Annotated in this window: 17 protein-coding genes; 4 read left to right on the top strand and 13 right to left on the bottom strand. The window is 59.3% G+C overall.

The window, feature by feature from the left end:
• Positions 1-125: 125 nt before the first annotated feature.
• The 5 genes from EDC23_RS01570 to trxA all read right to left on the bottom strand — a co-directional run bounded on the left by EDC23_RS01570 (position 126) and on the right by trxA (position 3,615).
• Positions 126-917 (bottom strand): thermonuclease family protein, encoded by a 792-nt coding sequence (locus EDC23_RS01570; protein ID WP_134080517.1) that lies wholly within the window; start codon positions 915-917, stop codon positions 126-128.
• Positions 918-921: 4 nt separating this feature from the next.
• Positions 922-1,128, bottom strand: a complete 207-nt coding sequence (gene rpmE / locus EDC23_RS01565) for a 50S ribosomal protein L31 (RefSeq protein WP_134080516.1) — start codon at positions 1,126-1,128, stop codon at positions 922-924.
• Between the two features lie 121 nt (positions 1,129-1,249).
• The gene (locus tag EDC23_RS01560) at positions 1,250-1,600 is read right to left on the bottom strand and encodes a DUF3135 domain-containing protein (protein WP_134080515.1); all 351 of its coding nucleotides are present in this window, start codon (positions 1,598-1,600) and stop codon (positions 1,250-1,252) included.
• 215 nt (positions 1,601-1,815) lie between these two features.
• On the bottom strand, positions 1,816-3,072 hold the full coding sequence (rho, locus tag EDC23_RS01555; RefSeq protein WP_134080514.1) for a transcription termination factor Rho: 1,257 nt from the start codon (positions 3,070-3,072) through the stop codon (positions 1,816-1,818).
• Between the two features lie 216 nt (positions 3,073-3,288).
• Positions 3,289-3,615, bottom strand: coding sequence for a thioredoxin TrxA (gene trxA, locus EDC23_RS01550; RefSeq protein ID WP_134080513.1), 327 nt, complete (start codon positions 3,613-3,615; stop codon positions 3,289-3,291).
• Between the two features lie 226 nt (positions 3,616-3,841).
• Between trxA and rhlB the strand changes: the two genes are divergently transcribed.
• Positions 3,842-5,137, top strand: a complete 1,296-nt coding sequence (gene rhlB / locus EDC23_RS01545) for an ATP-dependent RNA helicase RhlB (protein WP_134080512.1) — start codon at positions 3,842-3,844, stop codon at positions 5,135-5,137.
• Positions 5,138-5,212: 75 nt separating this feature from the next.
• Here the strand turns inward: rhlB and EDC23_RS01540 are convergent, their stop codons facing one another.
• The 8 genes from EDC23_RS01540 to fnr form a co-directional block, all read right to left on the bottom strand.
• Entirely contained in the window at positions 5,213-5,458 is a 246-nt protein-coding gene (locus EDC23_RS01540; RefSeq protein ID WP_134080511.1) for a hypothetical protein, read from the bottom strand.
• 39 nt (positions 5,459-5,497) lie between these two features.
• Positions 5,498-6,028: a FixH family protein gene (locus tag EDC23_RS01535; RefSeq protein ID WP_134080510.1), complete on the bottom strand. Its 531-nt coding sequence runs from the start codon at positions 6,026-6,028 to the stop codon at positions 5,498-5,500.
• Positions 6,029-6,046: 18 nt separating this feature from the next.
• A complete protein-coding gene (gene ccoG / locus EDC23_RS01530) occupies positions 6,047-7,456 on the bottom strand; it encodes a cytochrome c oxidase accessory protein CcoG (RefSeq protein WP_134080509.1) in 1,410 nt (469 codons plus the stop codon).
• A 301-nt stretch (positions 7,457-7,757) separates the two neighbouring features.
• Positions 7,758-8,642: a cytochrome-c oxidase, cbb3-type subunit III gene (ccoP, locus tag EDC23_RS01520; RefSeq protein ID WP_134080507.1), complete on the bottom strand. Its 885-nt coding sequence runs from the start codon at positions 8,640-8,642 to the stop codon at positions 7,758-7,760.
• Positions 8,639-8,815, bottom strand: a complete 177-nt coding sequence (locus EDC23_RS01515; RefSeq protein ID WP_134080506.1) for a cbb3-type cytochrome oxidase subunit 3 — start codon at positions 8,813-8,815, stop codon at positions 8,639-8,641. The genes ccoP and EDC23_RS01515 overlap by 4 nt, the downstream gene beginning before the upstream one ends.
• Before the next feature lie 5 nt (positions 8,816-8,820).
• The gene (ccoO, locus tag EDC23_RS01510; protein WP_134080505.1) at positions 8,821-9,450 is read right to left on the bottom strand and encodes a cytochrome-c oxidase, cbb3-type subunit II; all 630 of its coding nucleotides are present in this window, start codon (positions 9,448-9,450) and stop codon (positions 8,821-8,823) included.
• Between the two features lie 15 nt (positions 9,451-9,465).
• Positions 9,466-10,884: a cytochrome-c oxidase, cbb3-type subunit I gene (gene ccoN, locus EDC23_RS01505; RefSeq protein WP_134080504.1), complete on the bottom strand. Its 1,419-nt coding sequence runs from the start codon at positions 10,882-10,884 to the stop codon at positions 9,466-9,468.
• 154 nt (positions 10,885-11,038) lie between these two features.
• Positions 11,039-11,815 (bottom strand): fumarate/nitrate reduction transcriptional regulator Fnr, encoded by a 777-nt coding sequence (gene fnr, locus EDC23_RS01500; protein WP_134080503.1) that lies wholly within the window; start codon positions 11,813-11,815, stop codon positions 11,039-11,041.
• Positions 11,816-12,077: 262 nt separating this feature from the next.
• On the opposite strand from fnr, the gene hisB reads away from it, so the two are divergent.
• Genes hisB through hisA form a run of 3 tightly spaced genes read left to right on the top strand, consistent with a single transcriptional unit; the run spans position 12,078 to position 14,147 of the window.
• Positions 12,078-12,671, top strand: a complete 594-nt coding sequence (hisB, locus tag EDC23_RS01495; protein ID WP_134080502.1) for an imidazoleglycerol-phosphate dehydratase HisB — start codon at positions 12,078-12,080, stop codon at positions 12,669-12,671.
• Positions 12,672-12,713: 42 nt separating this feature from the next.
• Positions 12,714-13,364 carry an imidazole glycerol phosphate synthase subunit HisH gene (gene hisH / locus EDC23_RS01490; protein ID WP_134080501.1) on the top strand — a complete coding sequence of 217 codons (651 nt, stop codon included), beginning with the start codon at positions 12,714-12,716 and terminating at the stop codon, positions 13,362-13,364.
• Between the two features lie 42 nt (positions 13,365-13,406).
• A complete protein-coding gene (hisA, locus tag EDC23_RS01485; protein ID WP_134080500.1) occupies positions 13,407-14,147 on the top strand; it encodes a 1-(5-phosphoribosyl)-5-[(5-phosphoribosylamino)methylideneamino]imidazole-4-carboxamide isomerase in 741 nt (246 codons plus the stop codon).
• The last annotated feature ends 122 nt before the right edge of the window (positions 14,148-14,269 follow it).

The raw sequence follows: 14,269 nt of genomic DNA, 5'->3' as shown, positions 1-14,269 counted from the left end.
AAGTTCAGCCCGGGATGTTGTGCCGCCGGCCAAGCTGCCGACGGGGTCAGAGTAACGGCGCCAACGCGGCGCTGGAATGCCTATGGTGGCGCATGGTCTGCGGTTTTACCAGTGGCACAAATTCTTCAGTCAGCCGCCTCCAGCAGATTTGCCGGATGGCGCAGGCGCATGCGCCATTGATCATTGCGTCGATAGATCCAGCCCTGCGCCAACAGCGGTTGCCGGCGCCAGGTTTCGATCTGCCGGCGCTCGAAATAGTCCCGATCCGATCCGGCAATGCGCAGTGCAAAATCCTCATCCTCACCCAGGTTGAGCCACAGCGCGGAGCGGCTTTCGCCGATCCGGCCCAGCTGTCCCCGCACCAGACGGTATTGCCCGACGTGGCGGGCGCGCAACTCGTCCGCCGCCAGCGGCCGGTAGGCCGACAGCGCCCACAGACCCCGTCGTGCCCGGCGCGCCGTTTGCTGGGCGCGGCGGTAACAGTCGACGAATTTCAGATTGGGCGGGATAACCAGCAGCTGCCCGGCCCCCGCGGCGAGCAGCCGACGGGTAATGTTGCGCCCCTGCCGATCGAACACATGGGCCAGCAGGCGACCGTAACGATCCCGCCGCTGCTGATCATAGACCAGCGACCAGGGCCCTTCGGCCTGGGCCTGCAGCTGGCGCCGCGCGGTGTCTGCATAGGGCTCGGCGGGCTGTTCCTCGCGGGCCCGTTCGGGGGTATTGATACCGATGATCCGCAACTTGCGTCCATCGCGCAGGTGCACGGTATCGCCGTCATGGACATAACGTACGCTGACCTGGGCGTCGAACTGTGCCGGACGGCAGGGGTCGGCGATCGCCGACGGCCCCGCCAGTAACAAAAAAGGCGCTGTAAACAGCGCCTTTTTGATAACTTCCGTCGTGCGTATTGCCACGGACTTACTTTTTCATGCCGTACTTCTGGCGGAACTTGTCCACGCGACCGGCGGTATCCAGCAGTTTCTGCTTGCCGGTATAGAAGGGGTGACACTGGGCGCAGACTTCGATATTCAGATCCTTGCCAACCGTCGAACGGGTGGTGAAGTGATTGCCACAACTACAGGTGACGGACACTTCCTGGTAAGCGGGGTGAATTTCAGCTTTCATTTGGTAAACCTCACAGTTCTCTTTCGGGCGCATCGCCACACCGGCCTGTCCGGGCACCATGCGCATCGAGGCGGGCGATCATACGGGAATTGGCCGCCGCAGGGCAAGTCTCGCCGACGATTTACACCTTGCTGCGGGGCGGCTGTTCGGGAAACGGCAGAATCCGGGCACAGCGGCGGAACGGACGCCGGGCGTGCTGCAAATCGTCATAGGCCTCGCCCAGATGATTGAAGCTGGACCACATCATGTTGGAGATGGCGATGCAGGCCGAAAGAGGATTGCTGGCGGTGTTGCGCACCTGGTTGACACGCCATTGCAGACGCCGCAGCCGCTCCTGGCGATCAGCCGGAGCACGGGCAATCGAGTAATCCAGCACCCGGTCCCGCAAATGCTCGAACCGCGCCGGATCGGTCCGGGCCAGGCGCACCCAGTCGTCGAAATCAATGTGGTAGGTCGTCCCGGATCCTGGCATGGCTCGATCCTGCAGCTACCGGGGCACCGATGCCCCTACAATAATCTTCGTTCTTTTTCCCGAAACTGTCAAAACCGGCGCGGTGGGTCAGCGCACAAACCACCTGAACAACTGTTTACAGTCGTTTGTCCTGGCTGGCATTTTCGTCCTGGTTCAGTCCTGCCGCGGGAGCCTGAACGTTGCCCGATCAACGCGGCCTGATCAACGCTGCCGGATCAACGCTTCATGGAATCGAAAAACTCGGCGTTGGTCTTGGTCGCTTCCAGCTTGTCGTGCAGGAATTCCATGGCGGCCACTTCATCCATGTCGTGTACCACCTTGCGCAGAATCCACATTTTCTGCAGCTCATCGGGCGCCGTCAGCAACTCCTCGCGACGGGTACCGGAGCGATTGATGTTGATCGACGGATAGATGCGCCGCTCGGCAATCTTGCGATCCAGGTGGATCTCCATGTTGCCGGTGCCCTTGAACTCTTCGTAGATCACGTCGTCCATGCGCGAGCCGGTCTCGACCAGTGCCGTGGCGACGATGGTCAGGCTGCCACCTTCCTCGATATTGCGTGCCGCGCCGAAGAAGCGCTTGGGCCGTTGCAGGGCATTGGCGTCCACCCCCCCGGTCAGCACTTTGCCGGAAGAGGGGACCACGGTGTTGTAGGCCCGCCCCAGACGGGTAATGGAATCGAGCAGAATCACCACATCCTTTTTGTGCTCGACCAGGCGCTTGGCCTTCTCAATCACCATCTCGGCGACCTGCACGTGGCGGCTTGCCGGCTCGTCGAAAGTACTGGAGACCACCTCGCCGCGCACCGAGCGTGACATTTCCGTCACCTCCTCGGGCCGCTCGTCGATCAGCAGGACGATCAAATGACATTCGGGGTAGTTATGCGTAATGGAGTGAGCAATATTGTGCAGCATCATGGTCTTGCCCGCCTTGGGCGGTGAGACCAGCAGGGCGCGCTGGCCCTTGCCGATGGGGGCAACCATGTCGATCACCCGCGCCGTGATGTCTTCGGAGCTGCCGTTGCCGATCTCCAGTTGCATCCGTTCATTGGGATGCAGCGGCGTCAGATTTTCGAACAACACCTTGTTCTTGGCTTTTTCCGGCGACTCAAAATTGATGTCATTTACCTTGAGCATCGCAAAGTAACGTTCGCTGTCTTTGGGCGGGCGAATCTTGCCGGAAATCGTGTCGCCGGTACGCAGGGCAAAGCGCCGGATCTGGCTGGGCGAGACATAGATATCATCGGGGCCGGCCATGTAGGAACTTTCCGCCGAACGCAGAAAGCCGAAACCGTCCTGCAGGATTTCCAGGACCCCATCGCCGTAGATATCTTCGCCGCTTTTGGCATGGGCCTTGAGAATGGAAAAGATGATGTCCTGTTTGCGGGAACGGGACATTCCTTCGATACCCACCTCCTGGGCGAGCACGATCAGATCGGCGACGTGTTTTTGTTTGAGTTCCGTGAGGTTCATAGGTGTTGTCTTACAATCAGGTTGGGTTACGCGGCATCACACGCACCGGACTGCCGGCTACGCGGTCAGCGTCTGTATCAGGGTTGCTTGAGGGGTTGCCCGTGAAGGCCGGTTACAAATAAAACGATGGTATTCGTATGCGTTCTTGGCCTTAAAGTTATCACCAAAAAACAGGTTCGTCCAGCCCCGGCGTGATGAGCTGGACCAAAAAAATGCTCACAGGTTGCTGTCGATAAACGCGGTCAGCTGGGACTTGGAAACCGCGCCCACCTTGGTCGCCTCGACATTGCCGCTTTTGAAGAGCATCAGGGTTGGAATACCGCGGATGCCGAATTTGGGCGGGGTCCCGGGATTTTCGTCAATATTGAGTTTGGCGATCTTGATCTTGCCACCATACTCATCGGCGATTTCATCCAGAATCGGGGCAATCATCTTGCAGGGGCCACACCAGTCGGCCCAGTAGTCGACCAGGACCGGTTCTTCCGCCTTGAGAACTTCATCTTCAAACGTGGCATCTGTGACGTAAACGATCTTGTCGCTCAACGTGTTTCTCCCATTTGTGTTGTTTTGCAGTCGCAGAACATTGACTGACTCGGGTGATATCGGGCGGCTAACCTTAACACGTCTTCGGGCGCCTGACATACCATGTGGGCCATTGCCCTGCCCGTGCGGGGTCGCTTGTGCAGGGAGCGTATGAAGTTACATTTGAGCCCAAGATTGGCGTTATTTCAAGTCCCAAAAAGATGCTGATCTGCTATTCTGTGTGCCCATGAGTGATACGCACCTGTCACAGACCCGCTTCGCCAGTCTGGATCTGCCCGCCCCGTTGCTGCAAGGCATTGAAGAGGCGGGCTTTTCATACTGCACTCCGGTTCAGGCCGAGACCCTGCCCCTGGCCCTGGCGGGCAGGGACGTCTCCGGTCAGGCCCAGACCGGCACGGGCAAGACGGCGGCCTTTCTGATCGCCCTGTTCGCCCATTTGCTGCGTCACCCGGCTGACGCGCAGCGCCGGCCCAACCAGCCGCGCGCCCTGATCCTGGCTCCGACCCGCGAGCTGGCCGTCCAGATCCACAGGGATGCCGAGCTGCTCAACAAACACCTCGGTATGCGCCTGGGCCTGGCCTATGGCGGCACCGGCTACGACAGCCAGCGCCAGCAGCTGGAGACCGGGGTGGATATCCTCATCGGCACCCCGGGGCGAATCATCGATTATTTCAAGCAGAAGGTGTTCGATCTGCAGGCCATCCAGGTGATGATACTGGACGAGGCCGATCGCATGTTCGATCTCGGCTTCATCAAGGATATCCGGTTTTTATTGCGCCGCCTGCCCGAGGCCGACCGGCGGCTGAATCTGCTGTTCTCCGCCACCCTCTCGCACCGGGTCAAGGAGCTGGCCTACGAGCACATGAACAATCCCGAAGCGGTGGAAATCGAGCCGGAACAGATCACCGCCGAGCAGGTGATTGAGAGCGTCTACTACCCCGCCAAGGAAGAGAAGATCAGCCTGCTGCTGGGCATCCTGGCCACCCAGCACGTCGAGCGCGCGGTGATCTTCGTCAACACCAAACGGGCGGGGGAGAAGATCGCCGACTACCTGCGCGGCAACGATCAGGCCGCTGCCCTGCTGACCGGCGATGTACCGCAAAAACAGCGCCTCAGACTGTTACGCCAGTTCAGCGACGGGGAGCTCAACCTGCTGGTGGCCACCGATGTCGCCGCACGTGGTCTGCATATCCCCGCAGTCAGCCACGTTATCAACTTCGATCTGCCCCAGGACGCCGAGGACTACGTGCATCGCATCGGGCGCACGGCCCGCGCCGGCGCCACGGGCGAGGCGATCAGCTTCGCCTGTGATGAGTACGTCTTCTCCCTGCCGGATATCGAGGCGTACATCGGCCACAAGATCCCCGTGGCCCCGATGGATCCGCAATTATTGATCAAACCCAACCCCCCACAACGGGATCCCAACGCCCCGCCGCCGCGCCAGAAACCCCCGCAGGGTCGGCGGCGCCCCGGACAGGGCGGCCAACGCCGCGGTGGCAATGCCCGCTCACGCAATGGCTAACCCCGGCCCCTGAGGTCGATCCGCGTGGTTATCCTGCCTGCTGCTTCGTAAAACGCAAACCCGCCGGGCCGCTACTCACCGGGGCCGGGGCAGGGGCTTTTGAAAATAGCAGGTCAGGGCGCAGGTCACCGCCGTCAATAACCAGAACAAAAAGAAGCCCATGGTGTACCCCGCCAGACGACTGATCTCGCCGTAACCGGCCAGCTCCATCAGCAACTGCGGATCAAACGCCGTAAAAAACAGGATCGTTGCCAGCGCCGCTGTCAAAAACGAGGGCCAGAGTACCGCGACCACCTGCTGGATTTTCGGTATTTGCGACATCCTCTTTCTCCCGGATAAAAGACCCGCTGATTATAGCCCTTATTCGTCTGCGCCCCGAGCGGGCGCGAGCTCGATCTGCCCCTCGCCGGGCCATTCCAGGCGGCCGACCAGGCGCCAGCCACCCTGTTCCGGCTCCAGCAGCAGATGCCAGCGGCCCGGCTGCGGCGTCTCAAGCTGGCCGCGATAAGCGGTGGTGGGGGACTCCCCCGCCTCTAACCAGCGTGTCTGGTCTTCATCGGCCCGGGTGGGATGGAGCAGACGCAGGCGAAGCCGCTGCGCCGCGACAGGTTGCTTGCCGTCCAGGGTCAGGCGGATCGCGCCGTCCGCTCCGATCCGGCCCGTTGCCTGCAGGCCGAGAAAACGGGCCTGGCGATCCCGGGCCAGGGTCTGATTAATCGCCAGGCCCTGCTTGTAATAGTCATCCACCACCAGCCCATCGGGGTTCTGTATGGCAATGATCAGGGTCGCAATACTGGCGATGACCGCCGTGCCCGGCAGGGCGATCAAAGCCCAGGGCCAGAACTGCCGGTACCAGGGTGGTGGATTGTTTTCGACAGCTGTGTAAACCATTACCGAGGGTCTCCCTGGTTAGCGCATCGCCGGACCGATAAACCGGCCGGTCTGGGTTACCGTCAACTCCGGCTCGTCGACAGCTTCCAGGTGGAATTGTATGTCATAGCCGGTTTTCTCCAGATGGACCGGATCGATACGTAACTGAACCGGGAATTCCATCACGCCGCCGCGCTCCACCCTCAACACATCGCGCGCCATTTGCAACTCCATCTGCGGCGGACCGTCGATGGTCAGGCGATAGGTGTGCGCCGTATCGTCCATATTCAGAATCTTGAGCGTATAGATATTCTCCACCAGCCCCTGATTGGTTTCGCGATAGAGGGTATTGCGATCGCGCATCACGTTGAGTTCCAGGGGCACGCGTGTGGCAATGCTGTAAAAGACCGCCGCGGTAATCAGCAGCAGTAACAGACCATAAACAAAGATGCGCGGGCGCAGCACCCGACTCGGCTTGCCTTCCAGGGCATTTTCGGTGGTATAGCGGATCAGCCCGCGCGGATAATTCATCTTGTCCATGACTTCATTACAGGCATCGATACAGGCGGCACACCCGATGCACTGATACTGCAGGCCGTCACGGATATCGATGCCGGTGGGGCAGGCCTGCACACAGAGCGTACAGTCGATACAGTCCCCCAGCCCTTTCGCCTCTTTGTCCGTCCCCCGTTTGCGCGCCCCGCGCGGCTCGCCACGGTTGGGATCGTAGGAGATGACCAGGGTATTCTTGTCGAACATGGCGCTTTGAAAGCGCGCGTAGGGGCACATGTAAATACACACCTGCTCGCGCATGAAGCCGGCATTGCCATAGGTCGCAAAACCGTAGAAGAAGACCCAGAAGGTTTCCCACGGCCCCAGATCGAATTGCAGCATGCTCTGCCATAATTCGGTAATCGGCGTGAAATAGCCGACAAAGGTGAAGCCGGTCCACAGGGACAATAAAATCCACACAATCTGCTTGCTGCCACGGCGTACGAGCTTGTTGGTGTTCCAGGGCGACTTGGCCAGTTTCATCTGCTTGGGCCGATCGCCTTCGATCTTGCGCTCGATCCAGAGAAACAGCTCGGTCCAGACCGTCTGCGGACAGGCATAACCGCACCACAGCCGTCCCGCCAGGGCAGTGAAGAAAAACAGCGACAGGCCGGCGATGATCAACAGCGCGGCCAGATAGAAAAAGTCCTGTGGCCAGAAAGTCAGATCGAAGATATAAAACTTGCGCGCCGGCAGATCGAACAACACCGCCTGATGGCCGTCCCAGGAGAACCACGGCAACAGGTAATAGAGCCCCAGCAACACCAGCACCCCGATAATCCGCAGGGTGGCAAAAATACCGTGCACCTCGCGCGGATAGATCTTCTGGTGTTTGGCGTAAAGTTCCTGCTCAACGGCCTGTTCGGACGGCCGGGCCTTGTCTTGCCGGTTACTCATCAAAACTCCGACAACTGGCAGATTGTTTCACCACGCTCGACTACCTCCGTCATACATACCGGCCCGAATATCATCGCCCAGAGTTGACGCCTTGCCGGAAAGGCACCCTGTGCATGATGCGACTACTTTTTCGGCGGCCTGAAAAAAAACATATAGAAAAGATAGCCGATAATCGCCACGGAGACGATCAATACACCCAACGAGAGGATACCGGTCCAGCTTCCGAACAATAGATCCAGCATGACGCAACTCCTTATGATACCGGGCGGCGGGTATCCACTCCCGCCGCCGCTGATGAGGGTTAATCAGACAGGCTATAGACGTAGGCCGCCAGCAGGTGTGCCTTGTCCTCACCGAGGAATTCGCGATGCGCGGGCATCTCGCCCTGACGCCCCTCACGAATGGTCTGACGGATAACGCCCGGCGAACCTCCGTACAACCATATATTGTCGGTCAGATTAGGTGCGCCCATCGTGCTCTGACCGGTACCGTCCGAACCATGACATACCGCGCAGTTTTGTTTGAATACCTGCTGACCGGCCCTGATCTTTTCCTCATCCGCCTCGCGACCGCTGAGGCTCATCACGTAGGCCGTGACATTGTCGATCGCCTCCTCACCCAGGTGCCCCTGCGCCGGCATCACCCCGGTGCGACCATCGAGAATACTGGTCTTGATTGCCTGGGGATGCTCCCCCCATAACCAGTCATCGTCCTTGAGGCTGGGGAAGCCGCGCGCGCCCCCGGCATCGGAACCGTGACAGGTGGCGCAATAAGTCAGAAACAGACGCCGACCGGAGGCCATCGCCTCGTTATCCTGTGCCAGCGCCGGAATCTCCGTTTCGGCGTAACCGGCAAAGATGGGACCATACTCCTGCTGGGCCACTTCCATCTCCTGTTCATACTGGCCGGTCGAGGTCCAGTTTAAAACGCCTTTAAAATTACCCAGTCCCGGATAGAGCACCAGATAGATCAGCGCGAAAATGATGGTGATATAAAACAGCCACAACCACCAGTTGGGCAACGGGTTGTTATACTCCTCCAGGTTGCCGTCCCAGGTATGCCCGGTCACATCGCCTTCGGCCGCTTCACCGCTACGCCGTCGGGTAGTCCACTTGATCAGCCAGTAGCAGGCGAGAATCATGCCGATCGAAATCACGGCCACAAACCAGCTCCAGAAGGTACTCATGATCCGTTCTCCTTATTCTCTTTGGCGCGGGGATACTCCGGCTCATTCAATGGCAGATGCGCAGCTTCGTGAAAATCTTTTTTGCGTTTGCTGCTCCAGGCCCAGATAACGATACCGATAAACACTGCGAAGACGATCAGGGTGTACCAGCTGCGTACATCATTCATGTCCATGCTCGTTACCTCCGCGTCTTAATGCTGGTACCCAGGCTCTGCAGATAGGCAATCAGGGCATCCATTTCCGTCTTGCCCCTGACCTGCTCGGCCGCATTGGCGATCTCTTCCTCGCTATAGGTCTGGCAACCGGTACAGGTCGCCTCAGTAAGCTGGTTCATAACCTGTAGCTTTTTCGCCGTATGTTTGCCATCCAGCTCATTTTCCGCCAGCCACGGGAAGCCCGGCATATTGGACTCGGGGACTACATCGCGGGGGTTGATCAGGTGCACCCGGTGCCAGTCGTCCGAATAACGTTCACCGACCCGCGCCAGATCCGGCCCGGTACGCTTCGAGCCCCACTGGAAAGGCCGGTCATAGACGAATTCGCCCGCCACCGAGTAGTGACCATAGCGCTCGGTCTCCGCCCGAAACGGACGGATCATCTGTGAGTGGCAGGTATAGCAGCCTTCACGCACATAGATATCACGCCCCTCCAGTTCCAGGGCACTATAGGGTTTCAGCCCATCGATCGGCTCGGTGGTGTCCTTGATAAAGAACAGGGGTACGATTTCCACCAGACCGCCGAAGCTAATCACGATGATGACGAACAGGGCCAGGAGGCCGGCATGGGTTTCGACTTTTTCATGACTCATGATGCTGTCCTCCGGTTAAGCCGTCTGTGGAATGCGGTCATCCGCCGCGGCCTTCGGGCCGGCGATGGTCTTCCATACGTTGTAGGCCATGATCAACATGCCTGCCAGATACAACACCCCGCCGAGCAGACGCACCGCATAGAACGGGTACATCGCTTCCAGACTTTCCACAAAACTGTAAGTCAGGGTGCCGTCATCGTTCACCGCACGCCACATCAGCCCCTGCATGACCCCGGCGATCCACATCGCTGCGATGTACACCACGATACCGATGGTGGCGATCCAGAAATGTACATCGATCAGTTTCACCGAATGCATCTGCGCCCGGCCAAACAGTTTGGGGATCAGGAAATAGACCGAGCCGATGGTGACCAGCCCGACCCAGCCCAGCGCGCCGGAATGCACATGGCCGATGGTCCAGTCGGTGTAGTGGGAGAGGGAGTTGACCGTCTTGATCGACATCATCGGCCCTTCAAAGGTGGACATGCCGTAGAACGACAGCGAGACGATCAGGAACTTGAGAATCGGATCGGTGCGCAATTTGTGCCACGCCCCGGAGAGGGTCATGATGCCGTTGATCATGCCACCCCAGGAGGGCGCCAGCAGGATCAGCGAGAACACCATCCCCAGCGACTGGGCCCAGTCGGGCAGGGCGGTGTAGTGCAGATGGTGCGGCCCGGCCCACATATAGATAGCAATCAGCGACCAGAAGTGCACGACCGACAGCCGGTAGGAGTAGATCGGCCGCTCCGCCTGCTTGGGGATAAAGTAATACATCATACCCAGAAAGCCCGCGGTCAGGAAAAAGCCCACCGCGTTATGGCCGTACCACCACTGCACCATGGCATCGATGGCCCCGGGGTAAACCGAATAGGACTTGGTCAGTGTCACCGGCATGGCCAGACTGTTCACCACATGCAATACCGCGATGGTCAGGATAAAGGCACCAAAGAACCAGTTGGCCACATAGATATGTTTGACCCGGCGTTTGGCGAGGGTGCCGAAAAAGACAATGGCGTAGACAACCCACACCACGGTGATCAACAGATCGATCGGCCATTCCAGTTCGGCATACTCTTTACTGCTGGTTATCCCCAGGGGCAGGCTGATGGCCGCCAGCAAAATTACCAGGGTCCAGCCCCAGAAAGTAAATGCCGCCAGCCGATCGCCGAACAGACGCACCTGACAGGTCCGCTGCACCACATAGTAGGAGGTGGCAAACAGTGCCGAACCGCCGAAGGCGAAGATTACGGCGTTGGTATGCAAGGGCCGCAGGCGGCTGTAGGTGAGCCAGGGGATATCGAAATTGAGCGCCGGCCAGACCAGCTGCGCCGCAATCAATACCCCGACCAGCATGCCGACGATGCCCCAGACGACGGTCATTACCGTAAACTGGCGCACCACCTTGTAGTTATAGGTCGATTGGTTATCCATGGACTTTCCTTTTTGTTCTCAGCAAACCAAGGGAAGGCTACGAGCTTGAACCATATCCAAGCCACAGGAGTAAACCTAGTCCAGGCCTTGATCTGGATCAAAAGAAAAGCCGTATTTTTTTTAACGTCGGGGAATTGCCGCCCGGGTGAGCGGCTCAGGCGCTGTGGGAACTGGAGTTATCCACGGGACTGTCGGGCAACTCGCCACACTGGCCGGCGATCGCGCGCAGACCGGCCGCATCCAGAATACGGATATGTTTGCGTTCCACCTGGATCAGGCCCTGCTCCTGAAAACCGGTCAGCAACCGGCTGATGGTCTCCATGGCCATCCCGAGCATATTGGCGATATCGCTACGCGACATACTGAGATTGAACTCGCTGGCCGAGTAACCGCGCAGTTTGTAACGATCGGACAGGCTCAGCAAAAAACTGGCCAGGCGGTTCTCCACCGGCATGCGGGCGAGTACCGTCATGTGACATTGATCGTGCTGAATCTCGGCGCTCATCAACCGGAACAGATGATGCTGCAGACCGGGGATCTCGCGACTCAGCGCCTCCAGGTGCTCGAAGGGAATCTCGCAGACACTGGTGGTCTCCAGTGCCACCGCCGAACAGCCGTGACGACTATCGCCAATCGCATCCAGGCCAATCAACTCGCCGGGCAGGTGCATGCCGATCACCTGTTCCTGGCCATCACTCTGGCTGGTATAGGTCTTCAACGAACCGGAGCGGATGGCATACAACGAGATGAAGTCCTCGCCAAGACGAAACAGAAATTCGCCTTTTTCCACCGGCCGGCGACGTTTGATAATTTTATCGAGCTTGTTGAGATCGCCTTCGGCCAACCCCATTGGCATGCAAAGCTGATAAAGGCTGCACTTCTGGCACTGGGTGCGCACTTCGGACAGATTGACGACGCGTTGTTTGGACATGGACCTCGACCGACTCCGGTTGGTTATGACAGATTTAGCGGCAGCCTGCAGGACCACCTTGATAAACTATACGCGCACCGGGCCCGACTTAACAAAACAGTTGGTTTAATAGCTTGATTAAAAAATCACGAAATACCCGAGCCGAAACCTGCGGCATTGCGCCGGGAATCTGCTAGAATCCGGATTTTGCCGCAGCCGCTTATTTCGGTATGCTATCGCCTTTATAATCCGGCGCTGGCCCGCGCCATTGACTGGAGCCATCATGTCCGCACGCCGTGCCAACATCGAACGCAACACACTGGAGACCCGGATCCAGGTCGGTATTGATCTGGACGGCCAGGGCGAGGTCCAGCTCAGTACCGGCCTGCCGTTTCTCGAGCACATGCTCGAGCAGGTGGCGCGCCACGGCATGATCGATATCACCCTCCAGGCACAGGGCGATCTGCACATCGACGCCCACCACACGGTGGAGGATATCGGCATCAGCCTGGGCCAGGCTTTTGACAAGGCGGTGGGCGACAAGCAGGGCATCCGCCGCTACGGGCACGCCTATGTCCCGCTGGACGAGGCACTCTCCCGGGTCGTGATCGATTTCTCCGGCCGGCCGGGGCTGGAATACGGCCTCGATTTCCCGCGCTCGCACATCGGTGAGTTTGACGTGGACCTGTTGGGCGAGTTCTTCCAGGGCTTCGTCAACCACGCCCGGGTAACCCTGCATATCGACAACCTGCGCGGCCGCAACGCCCACCATATTGCCGAAACCGCCTTCAAGGCCTTCGGCCGGGCGCTGCGTATGGCGCTGGAGCCCGATCCGCGAATGCAGGGCATCCTGCCGTCCACCAAGGGCAGCCTCTGAACCCACCACCGGGGGCGACCCCGCTTAACCACCTCGACGACTATGTCTACTGTTGCTGTAATTGATTATGGAATGGGCAATCTCCACTCGGTGAGCAAAGCTCTGGAAAAGGCCGATCCTGCCCGCCGGGTTCTGGTGACCGCCGATCCCGAACAGATCGCCCGGGCCGGGCATGTTGTCCTCCCCGGGGTGGGCGCGATTCGCGACTGCATGGCGGAGATCCGTCGCCTGGGCCTGGAGCCGGTGATTCACCAGGTGGCCGAACAGGGCACGCCACTGCTGGGGGTCTGCGTCGGCATGCAGGCGATGATGGAGTACAGCGCCGAGAACGACGGCACCCGCTGTCTGGGGCTGCTGCCCGGCAAGGTACTCGCCTTCAACAAAGCCATGCGCGATCCTCTCAGCGACGAACCGCTCAAGATCCCGCACATGGGCTGGAACCAGATCTATCCGCAGGTGGAGCATCCGCTGTGGCAGGGCATTGCCAACGGCGCCCGCTTTTACTTTGTCCACAGTTATTATGTGGAACCGAGCGAACCGGACCTGATCGCCGCCTCCTGCAACTACGGGATTCCGTTTACCTGCGCACTGGCAAAAGGTAATGTATTTGCCGTACAGTTCCATCCGGAGAAGAGCCAGCACGCCGGCATACAACTGTACACCAACTTTTTGAACTGGGACGGTTCCCTCTAAGCACACCACTGTGACGTTCGAACAAACACGAGAGATTTCACCATGCTGCTGATCCCTGCCATCGACCTCAAGGACGGCAAATGCGTCCGTTTGCGTCAGGGTAAAATGGAAGATGAAACGATTTTTTCCGACGACCCGGTCAGCGTGGCCGCCCGCTGGGTGGAGGCCGGCGCCCGCCGCCTGCATATCGTCGATCTCAACGGTGCCTTCGCCGGCAAGCCGGTCAACGCCGAGGTCGTCCACGCCATCGCCAGCGCCTATCCCGATCTGCCCATTCAGATCGGCGGCGGCATCCGCGACGAGGAGACCGTGGAAGCCTATCTCGATGCCGGCGTGCAGTACGTCATTATTGGCACCAAGGCGGTCAATGCGCCCCATTTCGTCAACGATCTCTGCCTGGAATTTCCCGGCCACATCATCGTCGGTCTGGATGCCAAAGACGGCAAGGTCGCCATCGACGGCTGGTCCAAACTCTCGCGTCACGACGTGATCGATCTGGCCCAGCATTTTGAACAGGACGGGGTCTCGGCCATCGTCTACACCGACATCGGCCGCGACGGCATGATGAGCGGGGTCAACGTTGAGGCCACGGTCAAGCTGGCCCAGTCGATGGCCATCCCGGTCATCGCCTCCGGCGGCATCACCAACATGGACGACATCCGCGCCCTCTGCGACGTCGCCGACGAAGGCATCATGGGCGCCATCACCGGCCGCGCCATCTACGAAGGCAGCCTGGACTTCGCCGAAGGCGCCGCCCTGGCCGACACCTGCGGCGGCGAATAGTGCCATTTTTCCAGGTTGCTGATTAAAAACGCAGAGATCGCGGAGGCGCGGAGGCGCGGAGGCGCAGAGGAGACGAAAAGTAATAATTTTGAATGTTGGGTTTTAAATTTTGAATTAACTCC

The sequence above is a fragment of the Thiohalophilus thiocyanatoxydans genome (genome assembly GCF_004366735.1).
Taxonomy (GTDB): Bacteria; Pseudomonadota; Gammaproteobacteria; order UBA6429; family Thiohalophilaceae; genus Thiohalophilus; species Thiohalophilus thiocyanatoxydans.
This window is presented reverse-complemented; position numbering and strand designations above follow the sequence as displayed.

Excerpts from the sequence above, each read along its gene's own strand:
- ccoG (WP_134080509.1), bottom strand. The coding sequence starts at position 7,456 with ATGAGTAACCGGCAAGACAAGGCCCGGCCGTCCGAACAGGCCGTTGAG.
- hisB (WP_134080502.1), top strand. The coding sequence starts at position 12,078 with ATGTCCGCACGCCGTGCCAACATCGAACGCAACACACTGGAGACCCGG.
- EDC23_RS01540 (WP_134080511.1), bottom strand. The coding sequence starts at position 5,458 with ATGTCGCAAATACCGAAAATCCAGCAGGTGGTCGCGGTACTCTGGCCC.
- hisH (WP_134080501.1), top strand. The coding sequence starts at position 12,714 with ATGTCTACTGTTGCTGTAATTGATTATGGAATGGGCAATCTCCACTCG.
- EDC23_RS01560 (WP_134080515.1), bottom strand. The coding sequence starts at position 1,600 with ATGCCAGGATCCGGGACGACCTACCACATTGATTTCGACGACTGGGTG.
- ccoO (WP_134080505.1), bottom strand. The coding sequence starts at position 9,450 with ATGAGTCATGAAAAAGTCGAAACCCATGCCGGCCTCCTGGCCCTGTTC.
- fnr (WP_134080503.1), bottom strand. The coding sequence starts at position 11,815 with ATGTCCAAACAACGCGTCGTCAATCTGTCCGAAGTGCGCACCCAGTGC.
- hisA (WP_134080500.1), top strand. The coding sequence starts at position 13,407 with ATGCTGCTGATCCCTGCCATCGACCTCAAGGACGGCAAATGCGTCCGT.
- rho (WP_134080514.1), bottom strand. The coding sequence starts at position 3,072 with ATGAACCTCACGGAACTCAAACAAAAACACGTCGCCGATCTGATCGTG.
- ccoN (WP_134080504.1), bottom strand. The coding sequence starts at position 10,884 with ATGGATAACCAATCGACCTATAACTACAAGGTGGTGCGCCAGTTTACG.
- ccoP (WP_134080507.1), bottom strand. The coding sequence starts at position 8,642 with ATGAGTACCTTCTGGAGCTGGTTTGTGGCCGTGATTTCGATCGGCATG.
- rpmE (WP_134080516.1), bottom strand. The coding sequence starts at position 1,128 with ATGAAAGCTGAAATTCACCCCGCTTACCAGGAAGTGTCCGTCACCTGT.
- rhlB (WP_134080512.1), top strand. The coding sequence starts at position 3,842 with ATGAGTGATACGCACCTGTCACAGACCCGCTTCGCCAGTCTGGATCTG.
- EDC23_RS01515 (WP_134080506.1), bottom strand. The coding sequence starts at position 8,815 with ATGGACATGAATGATGTACGCAGCTGGTACACCCTGATCGTCTTCGCA.
- EDC23_RS01535 (WP_134080510.1), bottom strand. The coding sequence starts at position 6,028 with ATGGTTTACACAGCTGTCGAAAACAATCCACCACCCTGGTACCGGCAG.